This is a genomic window from Luteibacter anthropi, from assembly GCF_023699965.1.
GTDB classification, from domain to species: domain Bacteria; phylum Pseudomonadota; class Gammaproteobacteria; order Xanthomonadales; family Rhodanobacteraceae; genus Luteibacter; species Luteibacter anthropi.
On record NZ_CP077072.1, the window covers coordinates 1,229,671 to 1,246,223 of the forward strand.

General features: G+C 64.9%; 12 protein-coding genes and 1 pseudogene. 7 read left to right on the top strand and 6 right to left on the bottom strand.

What is annotated here, in order from left to right; translation table 11 throughout:
- Positions 1–298: 298 nt before the first annotated feature.
- Complete coding sequence (locus tag KR767_RS05665; RefSeq protein ID WP_250878414.1) at positions 299–1,030, bottom strand: DNA-3-methyladenine glycosylase I; 732 nt, start codon at positions 1,028–1,030, stop codon at positions 299–301.
- On the opposite strand from KR767_RS05665, the gene KR767_RS05670 reads away from it, so the two are divergent.
- Positions 1,029–1,841 carry a DMT family transporter gene (locus KR767_RS05670; RefSeq protein WP_250878415.1) on the top strand — a complete coding sequence of 271 codons (813 nt, stop codon included), beginning with the start codon at positions 1,029–1,031 and terminating at the stop codon, positions 1,839–1,841. The genes KR767_RS05665 and KR767_RS05670 overlap by 2 nt on opposite strands.
- A 4-nt stretch (positions 1,842–1,845) precedes the next feature.
- Here KR767_RS05670 and KR767_RS05675 read toward each other — a convergent pair whose 3' ends face one another.
- Entirely contained in the window at positions 1,846–2,838 is a 993-nt protein-coding gene (locus tag KR767_RS05675) for an aldose 1-epimerase (protein ID WP_250878416.1), read from the bottom strand.
- Positions 2,839–2,909: 71 nt separating this feature from the next.
- On the opposite strand from KR767_RS05675, the gene pepN reads away from it, so the two are divergent.
- From pepN to KR767_RS05705, 6 genes are all read left to right on the top strand, one after another.
- On the top strand, positions 2,910–5,558 hold the full coding sequence (gene pepN, locus KR767_RS05680; protein ID WP_250878417.1) for an aminopeptidase N: 2,649 nt from the start codon (positions 2,910–2,912) through the stop codon (positions 5,556–5,558).
- Positions 5,559–6,097: 539 nt separating this feature from the next.
- Positions 6,098–7,972: a tRNA uridine-5-carboxymethylaminomethyl(34) synthesis enzyme MnmG gene (gene mnmG / locus KR767_RS05685; RefSeq protein WP_250878418.1), complete on the top strand. Its 1,875-nt coding sequence runs from the start codon at positions 6,098–6,100 to the stop codon at positions 7,970–7,972.
- Positions 7,973–8,101: 129 nt separating this feature from the next.
- On the top strand, positions 8,102–8,881 hold the full coding sequence (locus KR767_RS05690; RefSeq protein WP_250878419.1) for an RDD family protein: 780 nt from the start codon (positions 8,102–8,104) through the stop codon (positions 8,879–8,881).
- Positions 8,882–8,982: 101 nt separating this feature from the next.
- Positions 8,983–11,316 (top strand): Tex family protein, encoded by a 2,334-nt coding sequence (locus KR767_RS05695; protein ID WP_250878420.1) that lies wholly within the window; start codon positions 8,983–8,985, stop codon positions 11,314–11,316.
- 202 nt (positions 11,317–11,518) lie between these two features.
- Complete coding sequence (locus KR767_RS05700; protein WP_166950359.1) at positions 11,519–13,315, top strand: autotransporter domain-containing protein; 1,797 nt, start codon at positions 11,519–11,521, stop codon at positions 13,313–13,315.
- 275 nt (positions 13,316–13,590) lie between these two features.
- A complete protein-coding gene (locus KR767_RS05705; protein WP_250878421.1) occupies positions 13,591–14,187 on the top strand; it encodes a hypothetical protein in 597 nt (198 codons plus the stop codon).
- Positions 14,188–14,277: 90 nt separating this feature from the next.
- Here KR767_RS05705 and KR767_RS05710 read toward each other — a convergent pair whose 3' ends face one another.
- The 4 genes and pseudogenes from KR767_RS05710 to KR767_RS05720 form a co-directional block, all read right to left on the bottom strand.
- On the bottom strand, positions 14,278–14,652 hold the full coding sequence (locus KR767_RS05710; RefSeq protein ID WP_250878422.1) for a hypothetical protein: 375 nt from the start codon (positions 14,650–14,652) through the stop codon (positions 14,278–14,280).
- Positions 14,653–14,817: 165 nt separating this feature from the next.
- Positions 14,818–15,186, bottom strand: coding sequence for a hypothetical protein (locus KR767_RS05715; protein ID WP_250878423.1), 369 nt, complete (start codon positions 15,184–15,186; stop codon positions 14,818–14,820).
- A gap of 81 nt (positions 15,187–15,267) precedes the next feature.
- Positions 15,268–15,384: pseudogene (locus tag KR767_RS21430) on the bottom strand (TetR family transcriptional regulator); the annotation flags it as partial.
- Positions 15,385–15,532: 148 nt separating this feature from the next.
- Positions 15,533–16,381 carry a DUF1481 domain-containing protein gene (locus KR767_RS05720; RefSeq protein WP_166950366.1) on the bottom strand — a complete coding sequence of 283 codons (849 nt, stop codon included), beginning with the start codon at positions 16,379–16,381 and terminating at the stop codon, positions 15,533–15,535.
- Positions 16,382–16,553: the final 172 nt, after the last annotated feature.

The window sequence follows — 16,553 nt, forward strand, 5'->3', positions numbered from 1 at the left end:
TCGGCTTGTGTGTAGGCAACCCTCTCGCGAAAACCTAGCGCACCGCACTAGGTCCCTGTTTTCACAGGGACGACGTGAGGGGTAGGTGGGGAACCGCCATCTCGCAACTCGTCGTTCCTGCGAACGCAGGAACCCAGCGCCCCGGTTCACCAGCAAACACCGCCACGCTGCATCGGCTTGTGTGCAGGCAACCCTCTCGCGAAAACCCACCGCACCGCACTGGGTCCCTGTTTTCACAGGGACGACGTGAGGGCAAGGATCGAGTTCGTTTCTTCGTGGGCGATTAAAGCAGGCGAAGTTACGAACACCCGTAGCGAAAACATCCCGTCTCATGATCGTGGACCATCCCCGCCGATTGCATCAGCGCGTAGCAGATGGCGGTACCAGCATATTGAAATCCGTACTTGCGCAAGGCGTCGCTCATCCTGTCGGAACATGACGTTCGCAAGGGAACATCATCATGTCGCTTCCAGGCGTTCCTGACCGGCTCACCATTGACGAACGACCAGAGAAATTCGCCCAGCGGACCTTCGCTCTGCGCCAGACGCAAGACCGCGCGAGCATTGTGCCGCACCGAAGCCACCTTGAGCCGATGCCGGATGATGCGGCGATCGCGGCCGATGCGTGACATGTCGTCGTCACCAAGTGCCGCGATGGCCGCGATGTCGTAATCCAGGAACACCTCCCGGTATCCATCGCGCTTGGCAAGCACGGTTCGCCATGCCAGCCCGGCCTGCGCCCCCCTCAATACAAGAAGCTCGAACAAACGGCGCTCTTCGCGTGTAACAACACCCCACTCGGTATCGTGATAGACGCGCTCGGCGTCGCTAAGATCGGCCCAGATACAACGCATCGCATGACTCCCCACCAGTTTCCCCACTGCAAAGCCGAGAATATCGATGCGATTTGCTTCAATATGTCCGTTTTGAACGGCGCCGGACGTGCGTATGAATGAATCAAAGGCATCGCAGGGCGCCGTCGTCGCATTGGGCGCGACCGTCATCATCTGGGCCAGCAGCTGGATCGTCATGAAGCAGGTGCTCGCCTATGCGGGGCCTTTCGACTTCTCGGCACTGCGCTACAGCCTGGGCTGCGCACTGCTTTTCATCGTATTGATGGCCTTGCGCCGGCCACTCGCCCCACCGCCGCTGTTGACGACCGCACTGGTCGGCGTCTCGCAGACGGCGGCGTTCCAGGGTCTGGCCCAGTTCGCGCTGACCAGCGGAGGCGCGGGACACGTCGTATTACTCGCATACGCCATGCCCTTCTGGGCCGTCCTGCTGGCCTGGGGCCTGCTGCATGAACGACCGTCGCGCCGGCACTGGCTGGGGATAGCGATTGCCGCCGTCGGCCTGATGTTCGTGATCGCACCCTGGCAAGGACTGGGCAGCATGGCGAGCAGCGGTTATGCCCTGTTGGGTGGCATGTTCTGGGCGCTGGGTACCGTGCTCAGCAAGCGTATGTTCCAGCGCCACCATCCCGACCCGCTCACCTTCACGGCATGGCAGATGCTTTTCGGTGCCCTTGCGCTGATCGTGGCGGCACTGTGCATTCCACAGCGTGCCATTGCCTGGACGCCCGTATTCATCGGTGGCCTGGCGTATTCGGTACTGCTCGCGACCTGTCTCGCGTGGACGCTCTGGCTACTAGTAGTCCGCCGCCTGCCGACGGCCGTGGCGGCGCTGTCGTCGCTGGCGGTGCCGGTGATCAGCCTGTTGATGGCCTGGATATTCCTTGGAGAACGCCCGCTACCCAACGAATGGCTGGGCGCCGCCTTTATCGTGACCGGCCTGATCGCGGTGAGCGGCGTCGGCGGCGCGCGTCAGTCGCGCGCCGCCTGACGACTCAGGCCACGAATTCCACGCCGCAGGCGAAGCGACGTTCCGCTCCGGGTTCAAGGTGGATGGCCGTTGCGCAGTCCTCGCGATTGAACGCATCCGGCATGCATTCCATCGGTTCCAGCGCGACGGACTTGCGTGCATCGCGTTCGGCGGTGTCGGAGGTAAAAGCGAGCATGACGCCCGTCTTCTGCCATAACGCGATGGTCGTACCCGTAGAAGGATCGCGCAGGCGTGTACGCGCCTTGCCATCGGCATCCACGTGCAGCGAGGCGTAGGTGTGATTCAGCTCGGTCGTGCCGATGAGGCGTGGCTTGCGGAAATCGAGCGACGTGTCTGCCTGATCGAGGGACGTCCACGCTGCCTTGCCGGGCAACGGAATGAAATCCGCGTCGGTGGCGACGACCTGGGCAGCCGGCACGTGCAGTTCCCAGCCTTCGATGGGGTTGTCCGACAAACGGAAGTACGGATGCCAGCCGAAGAACGTCGGTGCGGCATGGTCGCCCACGTTACGTGTCACCGTTTCGAGGGTGAGGCCGTTGTCGTCCAGCGTGAACGTGACACGAAAATCGAGCGCAAACGGATACCCCGGATGCGCGTCGGGGCGAATCGCCTGCGTGGTGAAAGTGACGGAGGCGGCTCCCTCACCGGCCTGCTCGCCACCGATATCGAACAGCTCGCCACGCAGGAAGCCATGGCGGCTTGCGCGATCCTTGCCCACGACACCGGGTTGCAGGTCGTAGGATTTTCCGTCGAACGTATAACGGGAGTCGTTCACGCGGTTGGCGAACGGCGTCATGATGGCGAAACGGGAACCCTTGTGCGGCACCAGCTCGGCTTCGTCGCGAAAGCCATCGGCGATATTCCGGCCACCGGAACGGATGGACAGCACGGTGGCACCACGGCGGGCGATACGGACCTCGCGGCCTTCGCGGGTGTCGGCCAGTACCACCAGTTCCTGGGCACCCAGGGTCGAGCGCGTGACGGTGAAACGGGACATCAGGTGTTTCCTTTTGGCTGATCTGCCCGCATGTTAGCCTCCTGACATCCCCCAAGTGTTGCCCTTACGTCATGAGCGACCGCTCCGAAGCCCCCACCACTCCGATCCGCCTTGCCGATTACCGCCCTCCCGCATGGTCGGTGGAACATGTCGAGCTGTCCTTCGACCTCGGCATCGACCGCAGCGAGGTGGAGGCGACACTCACCCTCGAACGCCATGCTGTCGAGCCGCTGCGCCTCAACGGCGAGGGCCTGGAATTGCTGGAACTTTCCGTCGACGGTCGCTGGCTGGTCGAGGGCGAATACCGCCTGGCGGAAGGCGTGCTCGACATCGACATCGACGCACCCCGCTGCACGCTACGCACCCGCGTTGCGCTGCGGCCTGCGGAGAACACGGCGTTCGAAGGCCTCTATCTTTCGGGCAGCCGTGACAAGGGCTTTCTGCTGACCCAGTGCGAAGCCGAGGGCTTCCGCCACATCACTTTCTTCCCCGACCGCCCCGACGTGCTGTCGAAATACACGGTGACGCTGCACGCCGACAAGTCGCGCTTTCCCGTGCTGCTGGCCGGCGGCAATCCCGATGGCGAGGGCGACCTGCCCGACGGTCGCCACTGGGCGCGCTTCGTCGATCCGCACCCGAAACCCAGCTACCTGTTTGCACTGGTGGCCGGCCGGCTGGAACGCATCAGCCACGACTACACCACCGCCGACGGTCGCAAGGTAGCGCTGCATATATGGGCCGAAGCCGATGCGATCGATCGCTGCGACTATGCGATGGATTCGCTCGTGCGCTCGATGCAGTGGGACGAGAGCGCTTATGGCCGCAACTACGATCTCGACGTCTTCCACGTGGTCGCCACCCATGATTTCAACATGGGCGCCATGGAGAACAAGGGCCTCAACATCTTCAATGCGAAGTACCTGCTGGCCGACCCGGACTCCAGCACGGACGACGAATACCGACACGTCGAGGCCGTGGTGGCCCACGAGTATTTCCACAACTGGAGCGGCAACCGCGTCACCTGCCGCGACTGGTTCCAGTTGAGCCTGAAGGAAGGCCTCACCGTCTTCCGCGAGCAGAGCTTTTCCGCCGACATGAATTCGGCGCCGCTCAAGCGCATCGAGGATGTCGCGCTGCTGCGTCGTGCGCAGTTCCCGGAAGATGCCGGCCCCCTGTCGCATCCGGTGCGGCCTTCGCAGTACAGCGAGATCAATAATTTCTATACCGCCACGGTGTACGAGAAGGGCTCGGAACTCGTGCGCATGCTTGCCGGGCGCCTCGGGCCTGCGGGCTTCCGCAAGGGCATGGATCTGTACTTCGACCGCCACGACGGGCAGGCCGTGACCATCGAGGATTTCCTGCGGGCGCTGGGCGATGCCAACCGCATCGACCTCATGCCGTATCTCGACTGGTATGCACAGGCGGGCACGCCGCGGCTCAGTGCCGAGGGGCGACACGACGCGGGGAACCGGCGCTATCGCCTGGTGTTGCGCCAGCGTACGCCGGCCGGCACCGGTCAGACCGACAAGCACCCGGTGCCCATCCCCGTCCGGCTTTCGCTGTTCGACGGCAACGGGCGGGCGCTGCCGCTGCGTCTTGAAGGCGAGGCATCGGCCGATGGCGCCGAGCGCACGGTGGTATTGGACGGCGCGGAAAAGATTTTCATCTTCGAAGATATCGACGCGGTGCCCGTACCGTCGCTGCTGCGCGGATTCTCCGCGCCGGTGATCCTGGAATACGACTACGCACCTGACGAGCTGGCGGTGCTGCTGCGCCACGACCGCGACGGCTTCAATCGCTGGGAAGCCGGACAGCAACTGGCCGGGCTGGCCTTCGACGACTGCCGTGACGGACGCGACAAGGGCGCGGCCATTTCCGCGTGGACACAGGCGCTGGCCGACCTGTTCGCCGACGCATCGATCGACGACGCCTTGCTGGCCGAACTGCTCACCCCTCCGGGCGAGATCGAACTGGTGGAACGCCAGCTGGAACGCGATCCGCAGCACATTCGCGTCAGCCGCCAGCGCATGCTCGCCGCCCTGGCGCAGCGCATCGGCGCGGCCACGTTGCGTAAGCGATACGACGCACTTGCCGCCCGGACCACGGGTGCACTCGATGCATCGAGCCAGGCCCGCCGCCAGCTCAAGCGGCGCGTGCTCGACCTGCTGGCCCTCATCGCCCCGCAAGACACGCGCCAGCTCGCGCTGACCCAGTACGAACAGGCACCGGGCATGACCGACCGCCTCAATGCGCTGGTCACCCTGGCAACCCTGGACGGGAAAGCGGCGGAAGCCTCCATCGCGCACTTCCGCCAGCGCTACGAAGGCAATGCCCTCGCCCTGGACAAATGGTTTGCCATGCAGGCACAGCTGCCAGGCGATGACGCGTTTGCCCGCGTGCAGGCCCTGGAAGCCGATCCGGCCTTTACCCTCAAGAACCCCAATCGCGTGCAGTCGCTGATCGGCACCTTCGCCCGAGCCAATCCCACCGGCTTTCACCGTGCCGATGGCGCGGCGTATCGCTGGCTGGCGGATCGGCTGCTGGCCCTGGATGCATTGAATCCCCAGGTAGCCGCCCGGGTTGCCACGGCGTTCAACGGCTGGAAGCGGCTGGAGCCCGTACGCCGGGAGGCGGCGCATGCCGTGCTCGCCGAGCTGTCGGCACGCAAGGACATGTCGCGGGACCTCACCGACATCCTGGGCCGCGTGGCCCTGGGCTGAGGGCTTACCGAATCCGCATGATGACGCCATGGATGGCGCTCGGACATTCCGTGACGGACTTCACAACACGAAAGTGAAGGCGGTCATGGAAGTGACGCTCAGCGTCAGGAGTTGCCGAAATCGAGCACCTTGTTGACGGAAAAGTCACACACGGTTCATTCGTTCAGTGTAGTGTTAACGCCAACGAAAGAACCGCGCCCTGGGGCGCGGTTCCTCGTGCCAGTCACTCGGTTTCTGGCGCCCGGCAGCACGGTCATCCTGGATTCCCCCTGTTCCTGAGACCGCCGGGCGCCAGATCTCATTCTTCGAACCGAATGAGGCGTCCCTGCCCTCATTCCGCTTCCTTCGCCCGGCACGCGACCAAACCCCTGTCGTTCGGCCTCGGCGCGCGGATATCGCGCAGCGTCTGCCCGTGCGAAGTGCGTCATTTCTCAAGCATGAGTCATGCCAGTATCCGGCAAGCGCCTTCACAAGCGTGGTCTGCGCCCGATCCGCGGCCCGCGTAAACTAGCCTCCCGGCCCACGCCCGAATCCTTTCCATGCTGCATCAAGAAACCTACGACGTGATCGTGGTCGGTGGCGGTCACGCCGGTACCGAGGCGGCACTCGCCTCCGCCCGTGCCGGCGCCCGCACCCTGCTGCTGAGCCACAACATCGAAACCATCGGCCAGATGAGCTGCAACCCCGCCATCGGTGGGATCGGCAAGGGCCACCTGGTCAACGAAATCGATGCCCTGGGCGGCGCCATGGGCCGCGCCGCCGATCGCGCCGGCATCCAATGGCGCACCCTCAATGCATCCAAGGGCCCGGCCGTGCGTGCCACCCGCTGCCAGGCCGACCGCGCCCTGTACAAGGCGGCGATCCGCTCCATGGTGGAAACCCAGCCCAACCTGTGGCTGTTCCAGCAGGCCGTGGACGACCTGATCCTCTCCGGCGAGCGCGTCACGGGCGTGCGCACGCAGATGGGCCTCGACTTTCATGCGCGGGCCGTGGTGCTCACGGCGGGCACCTTCCTCGCGGGCAAGATCCATATCGGTCCGGCGCAGTACGCGGGCGGCCGCGCGGGCGACCCGCCTGCCTCCACGCTCGCCGCGCGCCTGCGCGAACTGCCCGTGGCGGCCGATCGTCTCAAGACCGGCACGCCGCCGCGCATCGACAGCCGCAGCATCGATTTCTCGAAACTGGAAGAGCAGCCCGGCGACGATCCGATGCCGCACTTCTCTTTCATGGGTTCGGCAGCCGATCATCCGCGCCAGGTCAGCTGCTGGATCACGCACACGAGCGAGATCACCCATGAGCTGATCCGGGGCTCGCTGGATCGCTCGCCGCTCTACAGCGGCCAGATCGAAGGCGTGGGTCCGCGCTACTGCCCGTCCATCGAGGACAAGGTGGTGCGCTTCGCCGAGAAGACCTCGCACCAGATCTTCGTGGAGCCCGAAGGCCTCGATACATTCGAGATCTATCCCAACGGCATCTCCACCTCGCTGCCGTTCGATGTGCAGTACGCCCTGGTGCGCTCGATCCCGGGCTTCGAGAATGCGCATATCACGCGCCCCGGCTACGCCATCGAATACGACTACTTCGATCCGCGCGGGCTGCATCCGTGGCTGGAAACGAAGAACATCCCGGGCCTGTACTTCGCCGGACAGATCAACGGCACCACGGGCTATGAAGAAGCCGGCGCCCAGGGCCTCATCGCGGGCATGAACGCCGCGCTGGCCGTGCGTGGCGAAGCGCCGTGGTATCCGCGTCGCGACGAAGCCTATATCGGCGTGCTCATCGACGATCTCACCACCAACGGCACGATTGAGCCCTATCGCATGTTCACTTCGCGCGCGGAATATCGCCTGCACCTGCGCGAGGACAATGCCGACCTGCGACTTACCGCCGAGGGTCACGCCCGTGGCGTGGTGTCGGAAGATCGCTTCCGCCGGCTCGAGACCAAGCGCGAGGCGACGGAACGGGAAACGGCTCGGCTGCGTGGCATCTGGGCAGCGCCGACAAACACGCTGGGTGCGGCCGTGGAGCGTTCGCTGGGCATCGCCGTGAGCCGCGAGACCCATGCCCTCGACCTGCTGCGTCGCCCCGAGCTGGATTACGCACAGCTCACCGCCGTGCCCGAACTGGGGCCGCCCGTGGACGATGCCGAAGTCGCCCTGCAGGTGGAAGTGCAGGCGAAGTATTCCGGTTACCTGGAGCGCCAGCGCGACGAGATCGAGCGCCAGCGTCGGCATGAGTCCACGAATATCCCCGAGAGCTTCGACTACGACCGGGTGCGGGGGCTCTCCGCCGAGGTGCTGCTGAAGCTGAAGCATGCCCGTCCGGCGACCATCGGCCAGGCTTCGCGCATCAGTGGCGTGACGCCGGCCGCGATTTCGCTGCTGCTGGTGCACCTGAAGCGCCGCGCCGCCTGACAACACCTGTAGGAGCGCGCCTTGCGCGCGACCGGGGGCATCGGTGCATCCGGTCGCGCGCGAGGCGCGCTCCTGCATGAGCCTTCTGGCATCATCCACGGCTGTCAGCAAGCTAACGGAAGGACAACCATGCAAGTCTGGATCGGACGCAACGGCGAGCGCTTCGGCCCCTACTCGGAGGACGACATCCGCCAGTGGCTGCGCGACGGCACCTGCCGCCCGGACGAACTGGGCTGGTACGAGGGCATGACCGACTGGCGTCCGCTGGGGGAGCTGTTCCCCGATGTCCGCCCGGAGCCCGCGGCAGCGACAACGCCCCCGCCGCAGGAGCCGCCGCCCTTCTTTGCCGCCGTCAGCGACGAGGTGGTGCCGGAGTACGCCAGTTTCTGGACCCGCGTAGGCGCATGGGTCATCGATTACCTGATCCTCATGCTGCCTTTCACCGTGGTCAGCATGATGATGGGACTGGGCGCGATGATGACCCAGCTCCTGGCCAATTTCGAAAACGACCAGGCCGCCGCCCTCGCCGCCTATGCCGAGGCCGTGCGCCCGGTGAGCTTCGTGCTCGTGGCCGTCGGTTTCATCTATTACACCTTCTTCGAAAGCTCGAAGTGGCAGGCCACGCCGGGCAAGATGGCGCTGGGCATCCGCGTTACCGACACCTCCGGGGCACGCCTTTCGCTCGGCCGGGCCGCCGGCCGCAACGCGATCCGCCTGGTCAACGTGCTGAGCTCGATCGTGCCCTTCGCGTTCTACATCGTCACCGCCTTCACCCAGCGCAGGCAGGGCGTGCATGACCTGCTCGCCGGCACCTACGTGCTGGTCGGCCGCGTCGGTGCGCAGCCCGTTGCGGCACCTGCGGCAGCTCCTTCGCCGCGTAACGGCGACAGCGGCAGCTTCGACGCCTGACACCCCGCCCGGCTCCTTCAGGAGCCGGGGTCTTCCCCGCGCTTGCTATCATCGGCAACCCGACCCGACCAACGGCCGGCCGAGCAACGCACAGGAAAGACATGCAGAGCATCGAACAACGTATTGCCCAGGACATCGCCGCCAAGCCCGAACAGGTGCGCGCGGCGGTGGAACTGCTCGACGGCGGCGCTACCGTGCCGTTCATCGCCCGCTACCGCAAGGAAGTGACCGGCGGCCTCGACGACACGCAGCTGCGCCTGCTCGAGGAACGCCTGCGCTACCTGCGCGAACTCGAAGACCGCCGCGCCGCGATCCTCGACAGCATCGTCGAACAGGGCAAGATGACCGACGCCCTCAAGGCCGACATCCTCGCCGCCGACACCAAGGCGCGCCTGGAAGATCTCTACCTGCCCTATAAGCCCAAGCGCCGCACCAAGGCGCAGATCGCGCGTGAAGCGGGCCTTGAGCCGCTGGCCCTGAGCCTGCGCGAGGACCCTTCGCAGCAGCCCGACACCGTCGCGGCCAGCTACATTGACGCAGAGAAGGGCGTGGCCGACGTCAAGGCGGCGCTCGATGGCGCCCGCGCCATCCTCATGGAGAGCATCGCCGAAGATGCCGCCCTCGTCGGCGAGCTGCGCGACTGGCTGTGGGACAAGGGCCAGATCCGTGCAGCTGTCGTGGCCGGCAAGGAAAACGAAGGCGCCAAGTTCCGCGATTACTTCGACCACGTCGAACCGGTCTCGAAGATCCCGTCCCATCGCCTGCTCGCGCTCATGCGCGCGCGCAACGAAGGCGTGCTCGAGATCGACCTCAACCCTGCCCTTGATGCCGACCAGGGCCACGCCGAAGGCGAAGGCCGCGTCGCGGCTCGCGCGGGCATCATCGATCGCGGTCGCCCGGCCGACGCCTGGCTGCGCGAGACCGTGCGCCTTACCTGGCGGGTGAAGCTGCACCTGCACCTTACCCTCGACCTGTTCGGGCGCGTGCGCGAGAACGCCGAGGACGAGGCGATCCGCGTGTTCGGCGACAACCTGAAGGACCTCATGCTCGCCGCGCCCGCCGGTGCGAAGACGGTGATGGGCCTCGACCCGGGCATCCGCACGGGCTGCAAGCTGGCCATCGTGGATGCCACCGGCAAGCTGCTGGCCTACGACACCATCTATCCGCACGAACCGCGTAACCAGTGGGACCAGTCCATCGCCCGCATCGCCCAGCTGTGCAAGCAGCACGGCGTGAACCTGCTCGCCATCGGCAACGGCACCGCCTCGCGCGAAACCGACAAGCTGGCCGCCGAAGTGATGCGCAAGCATGCCGACCTCGGCCTGTCCAAGATCGTGGTGAGCGAGGCCGGCGCATCGGTGTACTCGGCGTCCGAACTCGCCGCCCGTGAGTTCCCGGAACTCGACGTCTCCATCCGTGGTGCCGTGTCCATCGCCCGCCGCCTGCAGGATCCGCTGGCCGAGCTGGTGAAGATCGAACCCAAGGCCATCGGCGTGGGCCAGTACCAGCACGACGTGAACCAGGTAAAGCTCGCCCGTGCGCTCGATGCGCGCGTGGAAGACTGCGTGAACGCCGTGGGCGTGGACGTCAACACGGCCTCCGCCCCGCTGCTGGCCCGCGTGGCCGGGCTGTCGGCCAGCGTGGCCGAGAACGTCGTGAAGCATCGCGACGCCAACGGCCCCTTCCCGAGCCGGAAAGACCTGCTCAAGGTGCCGCGTCTGGGCGACAAGGCCTTCGAGCAGTGCGCCGGCTTCCTGCGCATCACCGGCGGCAGCAATCCGCTGGATGCCAGCTCGGTACACCCGGAGGCCTATCCGGTCATCGAGCGCATCCTGAAGCAGTGCGGTCGCGAGGTGAAGCAGATCATCGGCGATACGTCGTTCCTGCGCGGCCTGAAGGCCGAGGACTTCACCGACACCACCTTCGGTGTACCGACCGTGCGCGACATCCTCAAGGAACTGGAAAAGCCCGGCCGCGATCCGCGTCCTGAATTCGTGGCACCGAGCTTTGCCGAGGGCGTGGAAGACCTGAAGGACCTGCGTGTCGGCATGGTGCTGGAAGGCCGCGTCACCAACGTGGCCGCCTTCGGCGCGTTCGTCGATATCGGCGTGCACCAGGACGGCCTCGTCCACGTGTCCGCGCTGTCGCACACCTTCGTCAAGGACCCGCGTGATGCGGTGAAGGCCGGCGACATCGTGAAGGTAAAGGTCATGGAAGTGGACCTGCCCCGCAAGCGCATCGCCCTCAGCATGCGCCTGGACGACGTGCCGGGCGAAGCCCGCAGCGGTCGCCCGGCCCAGCGCGACGAAGCCCCTGCCGGAGGCCGCCGTGGCGGTCCGGGTGGTGGCGGCCGCGGCCCGGCACCGGCCAAGGCCAGCGCCCCGCCGGCCAACAGCGCTTTTGCCGACGCCTTCTCGCGCGCCCTCAAGAAATAAGCGTTTCCGGCAACACCTCGAAATAACTCAAGCCTCTCCCTCCCCGGCCTTGCGCCGGGGAGGACGATGTCAAACGGCCTCATGGTGCCGTCAGGGCCCGTTCTGCCGCCATTTCCAGCTCATATCGCAGCGCAGCATGCGCCCGCGTATGGGTTCCATTACCGTAACGTTTCTCTAACGCCCCCCACACGGAGTGCTTCACATGCGAATTCGCCATCTTGCCGGTGCCATCGGCGCCGCCCTTCTGTTCAGTGCCGGGGCGCACGCCGACGGATACAAGCAGGTCGTCTCGTTCGGCGACAGCCTCAGCGACAACGGCAACCTGTCGATCATCTCCGGCTCGCCGGTGGTCACCCGCTTCACCACGAACCCGGGCACCGTCGCGGTCGAGAACATCGCGAAGTACTTCAACCTGCAGCTGACCCCGTCGCTCCAGGGCGGCACGGACTACGCCTTCGGTGGCGCACGCGCCGCGCTCGCCAACCCGGTGCCGTCCACCGCCACGCAGATCCAGCAGTACCTCGCGTCCACCGGCGGCAAGGCCAACCCGAACGCGCTGTACACCATGTGGATCGGCGCCAACGACCTGCTCGCTGCCGTGTCCAATCCGGCCACCGCGCAGGTGACCGTCGCCACCGCCGCCTCGAACGAAGTGGCCCAGATCCAGGCCCTGCAGGCCGCCGGCGCGAAGACCATCGTCGTCTTCAACCTGCCGGACGTCGGCAAGACCCCGGCCGCCATGTCGCAGGGCGCCGCCGCGTCCGCCGGCCTCACCCAGCTCGCCCAGGTCTACAACGGCATCCTCTCGGGTGGCCTGGCCCAGGCCCAGCGCGGCATCGTGCCGATCGACACCTACACGCTGCTCAACGAAGTCATCGCCAATCCGAAGGCCTATGGCTTCACCAACGTGACCACGCCGGCCTGCACCACCACCAGCTCGATCAGCTGCTCGCCGAACACCCTGCGCGACCCCAATGCCGCCAGCACCTACCTGTTCGCCGACGGCATCCATCCGACCACGGCAGCCCACGCCCTGCTCGGCCAGTACGCCGTGTCCATCATCGAGGCGCCCAAGAAGATCTCGGTGCTCGGCGAAGCCGGCCTGGCCACCAGCGCCGCGCACACTCGCGCGCTGCGCAACCAGATGATGGCCGACAACTTCGGTGCAGATTCGCGCGTGTTCGCTTCGGTGGAATACGGCCAGCAGAAGTTCAAGAGCACCGACAACTCGCCGAAGACCGACAGCGACAACGTCAACCTCACGGTGGGTACGGACGCCAAGGTTGGCGAGAACTACAACATCGGTGCGGCCCTCGGCATCGCCCAGACCAACGCCGATTTCCAGGGCGGTGGCGGCTACAAGATGCAGGACATCGCGGGCTCGCTGTACGCCTTCTACCATAACGGTGGCGGCTATGTGGGCGCGTACACCAGCTTCGGCCAGCTCAGCTTCACCAACATCGATCGTCGCATCGACCTCGGCGCGGCCCGCCGCACCGAGACCGGCAAGACCGACGGCTCGCACGTCGGTGCCGGCCTCACCGGTGGCTGGTGGTTCGGCAACGAAACGCTGAAGACCGGTCCGTTCGTCACCGTCGAGTTCGAGCAGCTGCGCGTGTTCGGCTACACCGAATACGGTGGCACCAGCACCTCGATGCAGTTCGGCAAGCAGACCCGCAACGCCCGCATCGAAACGGCCGGCTGGCGCGTGCAGGGTTCGTGGCAGACGGGCAGCACCACGCTGCACCCGTTCGCCGAAGTCGCCTACAACCACGATGGCCGCGCCGACAAGCGCTTCGTCACCGCCGGCCTCACCGACATGGCCGGTCGCTTCAGCGTCCAGGGCTTCAGCCCGGACAAGACCTGGACCACGGCCGACCTGGGCCTCTCGGCCGACTTCAACCCGCGCTGGAGCGGCTGGGCGAGCTACAGCGGTCGTTTCGGCGACGACACCCAGCGCTACAACAGCCTGAACCTCGGCGTGAAGATGGCGTTCTGACGCCAGCGCATCGCTGATAGCACCCCAGGGAACGCCGGCCTCGCGCCGGCGTTCTTTTTTTTCTGTAGGAGCGCGCCTTGCGCGCGACCGGAGGTGCGAATGCGTTGATCGTTTTCGCGACAACCGGTCGCGCGCAAGGCGCGCTCCTACAAAAGGTGACCTACCAAAATGGTTGAAAACTCTCCGCCTGGCTGGATACCCTAGGCCCCGGTCGCGGGCGGGCGACCCCAGGGCTCCCGACTTCCCCAAGGGCGCCGCCTATCCAAGGAACCCCCATGCCGACATGGCTCCACGGCGCGCTGACCACCATCCGCGAACACAGCAAGGCCTTCTTCGTTTTCAATCTCGTCTTCTATGGCGTCTTTGCACTGGGCATGGTCGCCAGCCTCTGCCTGCCCGATTTGCAAAGCGCAGCGATGCCCGGCGTGGATGTACTGCTGCCACGTGCGGATCGGCTGAGGATGATGGGTCAGGTCCATGTCTATGGCGCCCCGTGGCTGTCGAGCGCAATCGATAGCGTCATCGACCTGCTGGTGACAGCCGCGTCGTCGCTGCTACCGGAAACGTTCCAGCAGACCTCGTCGTGGACCGCTCTCGTTCCACGCTTCGCTCCCGACATCGACACCTTCATACCCCATTCGCTGACCTTCACCTTCAAGGGCGAGGCGTACGTGCTCGTCGCTTTCGCCATCTACGTCGGTGTGCGGATGTCGCTATGGCCACATCGGTACGGACTGGCCTCCCGAAAGGAAGGCCTGACGGCCGGGGCGCATGCCGTGGCGAGGCTTTCGGTCTTCATCGCCGTCGCCGTGCTTTTTGCGTCCGTCTATGAAAGCGTCGGTTCCATTTCGTACCTTTCATTGCCCAGGTAACGCGAGGCAATCCGGATGTGTCGAGATACGCACATCGCATAAAAACGCCGGCCACAACGCCGGCGTTTTCGATTCAACCGATGACGGAACTCAGGGAATATCCGAGTAGGACCCGTTCAGCAGGGTTCCCGCGCCAGGAATCGGCCATGGCCCGACTTCGCAGGCGGCGCTGGTGCTGCAGAAGTTCTGCTTTACCCAGGGATCGATGCCCGTAGGGTAACCCACCCGCATGGCATCGCCGGTAACGCAGGAGTAGGTCACCGATACCGCGTTGTCGAGATTGGTACTGACGGCCTCCCCCCAGTGCTGTCGTACACCATTGCAGTACAGGATCGACTGACCGATGGCCTGCGTGCCGCTGTAAAACACATAGGTGGTGACAAATTTTGGGAGCGCCTGAGCACTACCTGCCATGAGCATTCCCGTCACGAATATCCCTGCCAGACCTGCAGACAACTTGCGCATGAGTGCCTCCTCTGAGCCGTGGGTGATGGATCAGAAAAAAGGCTAGCGGCATGCTGCTCGCTACGGCGTAGGTGATTGCCAGCAAAGGGTGTAGGTTCTTACCCCAAAAAGCCTCAGGAACCACCTACACAAAACCGGCCATACCGTCTCGATGGTAGAGCGGACTCAACGATCCCTTCGCGGATGACCAAGCGCATCCATGGCGGTCTCACTGATGAGGTCGCGCCATTCGCGCTGGAGATCGACCTTTGCGGCAATGAGGGCCGTGATGCCCAGGCCCGAGAACGCACTCGTCACGCGTACCAGTCGTTCCATGCCGCAGGTCGCCGGATCGAGTCCCAGCGCCTCGTAGAAGGTCATGCCCATGGCCTCGAGTTCGGGAGCCGCATCCTTCGGATCGGTGCTCGTCAGCGCTTGCGCAAAGGCAGATACGCCGGGCCATTCATACGTGTAGTCGATCGTGGCCTCTACGACGGCCTTGTCGCGCATGATGCCAACGGCAATATGCTTCACACGGCCGAGCATGGACTTCATGTGCGCGTGTCCACTTGTAAGCGCGGCGTCGTAAATAGCCCGCTTGCTGGGAAAATGGTGCAGCAATCCTGCTTTTGAGTAACCCACTGCGTCAGCGATCTGCTGGAGCGACGTATTGTCGAAGCCGTGACGCGCAAACAAGGCGGACGCGCAATCAATGATCTCGGCGTCAATGTCGGATCTGGCCGGTCTGGGCATGGCGCGAACTGGTGAATCCCGTACGTGTGAAAGGGCACGATGAAAACATGTCGCGCCTAGTATTGCCTATCCGCTTCGCCCCTGGCGAACGCACCATGAAAAACGCCGGCACAAGGCCGGCGTTTTTTGACGATATGGCAGAAGCGGATTACTTCTTGCCACCGGCCTTCGCAAGCATCGCTTCAGCCTGCTTGCGCAGATCGTTCGCCGCGTCGTCGGAGAGCACGTCGGTCTTGCCGTTGGACTCGTTGTCCTTCAGCACGAGCTCGCCGGCATCGTTCCAGCCCGCACGCTCGGTGGAGGTGGGCTTGCCGTCCTTGCTCGGCTTCTTCTCCTGCACGATGACCCACGGCTTGCCATTCTTGTAGGCGTAGTTGGTCGAAGTGAAACCCTTGTCGCCGTAGTCGACCAGCTCGATGACGAACTGGACATCGTTGCCCTTCTTGAAGATCTGCCAGCCGCGCGACTCGCCTTCCTTCAGCGCGGTGCCCTGGGTCACCTTCATGCCGCCGATGTTCTTCTTGACGCTGTTGAAGCCGGCAAGCTCCTTCTCGCCCGGGGTGGCTTCACCCACGAGCTGCACGTTGACGACGTTTTTCGCACCCTTGGTGAGGACCGGGGTCTTCAGCGGAGCGGAGTAATGGCGCTCACCATCCTGCAGCGACACCTCGACAATGTACATGTCGTTCGGGTTCACGTCGGACGGGGTGAAGTCGAGCTGGAACTGCTGCGGAATGGTGACCGGTGCGATGGTCTTCGCAGCGAGCGGCTGCGAACCTTCGGCGGACACGTCGATCAGCTTGATGTCGAGCTTGGCATCGGCGGAGAGGGACTTGCCCGTATCGCGCAGGGTCACGGTACCGGTGACGTTGTTGGCCGGGCCGGAAGCCTCGGGGGAGCTACCACCGGCGGCCTGCTGGCCGTTGCCGGAAGAACCGCCGCAACCGGCAAGGGCCAGCGTGGCCACGGATGCGAGCGACAAGATGAGCCTGCGCATGGGTCGGAACCTCTGTAACGGAAACAAGATGGACTGCGGAGTCACGAAAGGATACGCACGCGCACGGTGTGCCTGTCCTTCCGAGGGGGAATCCCGGAGGATACCGGCAAAATTGGCAAGGGAAAAGTCAAGTGTGAAAAACCCTGCGAAACGCAAAACGCGACAGGGTTGG